Below are 2,909 nucleotides of genomic sequence, written 5' to 3'. Positions count from 1 at the left end.
TCTTCAACGCAAGCCTCGTTACGGCTAACGGCTGAAGCTGGGCCGGTTCCTCAGGCCTTATTATTGCTGTGACGAGTCTATAACCAGGTGGTCTCTCGAGGTAACCCATGACCAAGTCGTAATACTTAATGATATCGAGGACGGCGAACTTCTTAGGCACACCCCAAATCTCACGACATGCCGCAAGACCGACATCGCTATTTACATAGTTATACGCCGTGAAGTACTTATCCTGCCCATCAAGGAGCACCTTTACATCAACAGCAAACTCGTTGTAAGGCCCTAACGTGCTGAACGGGAACCTAAAGAACGTGATCATAGCCTCAGCAGGAACAGGCACCTCAAGATCCTCAGGAACCAACTCAGCAACAGCCTCAGGATCAGCCTCAAAGACAACCTGCAAAACCTCGGCATCAGGGAAGTACTGAGGCAACTTGGCAAAGAGCGGTGAGTGCCCAGGCATCGCCCACAGGGACTTGGTTGATAATCTACCCCTTATTCTTCCCTGCTGTGACATACCAAGAATTATGGAATAAGTAAATTAATTAAATATTGGTTTTTCTTAATGGTTCGTGTCGCTTGATTGGTTTAGGGCTTTGAGGGGTGTTGTTTTGTCGAGTCTTAGGGATTCTGGTCTTCCGTTTCCTGTCGATAAGTCCGTCTGCAATGGTTGGCGTGAGGGTTTAGCCTTCGATGAGGGTGTGGGTACGATACTCTACACATCATGCCTATACCAACTGGCGCCTGCCATAGAGAGGGCTGTGGCTGAGCTTGAGAGGTTCGGCGTAACTAAGGGTGGGGTCCTGGCTAGGTTGGCTGTTGTGGGTACTAGGGTCTTTGGTAAGGCGTTACTTAGGCCCAGTGATGAGGATGTTAATAGGGCCTATGGTGTGATAAGGAGTATTTACGGAATGCTCAGAACCCTTGGGGTTAGGTTTAGGGTCCTCGATAACGAACCCTACAGCGGCGCATTGCTTTATGAGTTGGGGTTTGTTGATGATTTTGCGGACTACGCCAGGGAGGTGTACAAGGTGTTTAGGGACAATAGCGTTAATGAGATCATAACCATAGACCCACACACCCAATACACGCTTGAGAAATTATACCCAAGGTACGTGCCTGAATTCAACATTAGGGTTAGGAGCTACCTTGATTACCTGGACTCAGGTAAGGTTAGGGTTAAGCTTGGCGAGTTCACAATTCATGACTCCTGCCTATACGCAAGATACCTAAACAAGTACGACCTAATCAGGGGCTTGGTTAGGGGTAAGGCTAATGTTAAGGAGGACCCAGTGTTGACGGGCAGGGACACATCGCATTGTTGCGGTGGTCCTATAGAGTCGACATACCCAAGTATTGCCGGGAAGGTTTCCGCCAATAGGGTTAGGGAGCTGGTTAAATTATCAAGGAATATCGTTGTTCAGTGCCCGATATGCTACGTGAACCTAAGGAGGGGCTCCCAGGGTATTGATGGCGTTAAGATCTATGATTTAGCCGAGGTCATGGAGGTGATTGGGTGATGATGAGCATTAAGGAGGTTTATGATGAGGTTAGGAAGTGCCAGTTCTGTGGCTTCTGTGAATTTCCATGCCCAACCTTCAAGGCGATGAGTAATAGGTCCTATGGACCCAGGGGGCGCATAAACCTGATAAGGATACTCATTGAGGAGGGGTTTGGCCAGGGTAAATCCATGGAGTTTCCCAGGGAGGTTTTCGACCCAATAATGACATGCCTACACTGCGCGGCTTGCGATACGCAATGCCCGGCGGGTATAAGGATTGCGGATGCAATACATAGTTTCAAATCAATAATCCTGAGAGCAATGCTTAAGTAGCGGTGATGGGCAATGAATATCATGTCGAATAGAGATGTGATTAGGGAGCTTGAGGGCGTATTTAAGGATAGGTTGATCACCGAACCACACATACTCGCCCTATACAGTCATGACGCATCTTCGGAGGTTGGCATGATGCCGATGGCTCTCGTTTATCCAGAGAGTACGAATGAAATTGCAACCTTGGTGAAGCTAGCCATTAATTATGGCTTTAAGCTATTGCCCGTGGGTTCATCAACAAGCCTGTCCGGCAATGCGACACCGAAGCTAGGTAATACCGTGATTGTTGCCATGGAGAGGATGAACAAAATCATGGAGGTCTCAGACGTCGATTGGGTCGCAAGAGTTCAACCTGGTATTAAGGTTGACGATCTAAACCTGGAACTGGCGGGCTATGGGCTGCAGTGGCCTGTTGATCCGGCGTCATCGAAAACAGCCACTGTCGGTGGTGTAATCAATAATGGGGGTGGTGGTATGAGGGGTGCTAAGTTTGGTCCGGCGGCGTATTGGGTACTTGGTCTCGAGGTTGTGATTGGGACTGGTGATGTGATTAGGGTTGGTTGTAGGACGGTTAAGTGCAGGGAGGGTTACAACCTACTCCAACTCTTCATTGGTAGTGAGGGTACACTGGGAATAACGACTGAGGCAACGCTGAGGTTAGCTCCATTGCCCGAATCCTTCGTGGGGTTGATGGCAAGGTTCAGAGACGCGGAATCGCTGGTTAATGCGGTGATTAGTGTTAGGAGGGCTAGGCTTTGGCCAATGGTGACGGAGTTCATTGACGACAGAACAGCCAAGGTTCTCGGCCTAGAGGGTTACTACTACCTGTGGCTTGGTGTTGACACATACGGTGGCAGTGAGTCTCAGATACTCACTAAGCTTAATGATGCAATATCAAGCAGTAACGGTGAGGTTGTGGGAACAGCATCCACATGGCAGGAATTCTCAAAAATACTCGAACCAAGGAGGCTACTCTACTCAGCATCGCTTAAGGCGGCATTCAATGATTATGGCAATGACGTCTTCGTAGCCTTCGAAGACGTTGCAGTACCAATGGGCAAGCTACCCGAAGCCG

4 protein-coding genes are annotated in these 2,909 nt (G+C 49.0%); 3 read left to right on the top strand and 1 reads right to left on the bottom strand.

What is annotated here, in order from left to right:
- On the bottom strand, positions 1-517 hold a 517-nt coding region (locus B7L70_RS12250; RefSeq protein WP_081228425.1), incomplete at its 3' end, for an acetoacetate decarboxylase family protein.
- Positions 518-572: 55 nt separating this feature from the next.
- On the opposite strand from B7L70_RS12250, the gene B7L70_RS12245 reads away from it, so the two are divergent.
- From B7L70_RS12245 to B7L70_RS12235, 3 genes are all read left to right on the top strand, one after another.
- Positions 573-1,520 (top strand): (Fe-S)-binding protein, encoded by a 948-nt coding sequence (locus B7L70_RS12245; RefSeq protein ID WP_081228424.1) that lies wholly within the window; start codon positions 573-575, stop codon positions 1,518-1,520.
- On the top strand, positions 1,520-1,834 hold the full coding sequence (locus tag B7L70_RS12240; protein ID WP_081228426.1) for a (Fe-S)-binding protein: 315 nt from the start codon (positions 1,520-1,522) through the stop codon (positions 1,832-1,834). Before B7L70_RS12245 ends, B7L70_RS12240 begins: the two co-directional genes overlap by 1 nt.
- A gap of 21 nt (positions 1,835-1,855) precedes the next feature.
- Positions 1,856-2,909, top strand: a 1,054-nt coding sequence (locus tag B7L70_RS12235) for an FAD-binding oxidoreductase (protein WP_081228423.1), incomplete at its 3' end; no start/stop codon positions are given.

Source organism: Vulcanisaeta sp. EB80 (genome assembly GCF_002078205.2).
Note: the sequence above shows the minus strand (reverse complement) of the source record. Positions and strands in the feature narration are given on the sequence as shown.

What these genes read in the sequence shown, in the direction of transcription:
- B7L70_RS12240 (WP_081228426.1), top strand. Translation starts at nt 1,520, where the DNA reads ATGATGAGCATTAAGGAGGTTTATGATGAGGTTAGGAAGTGCCAGTTC.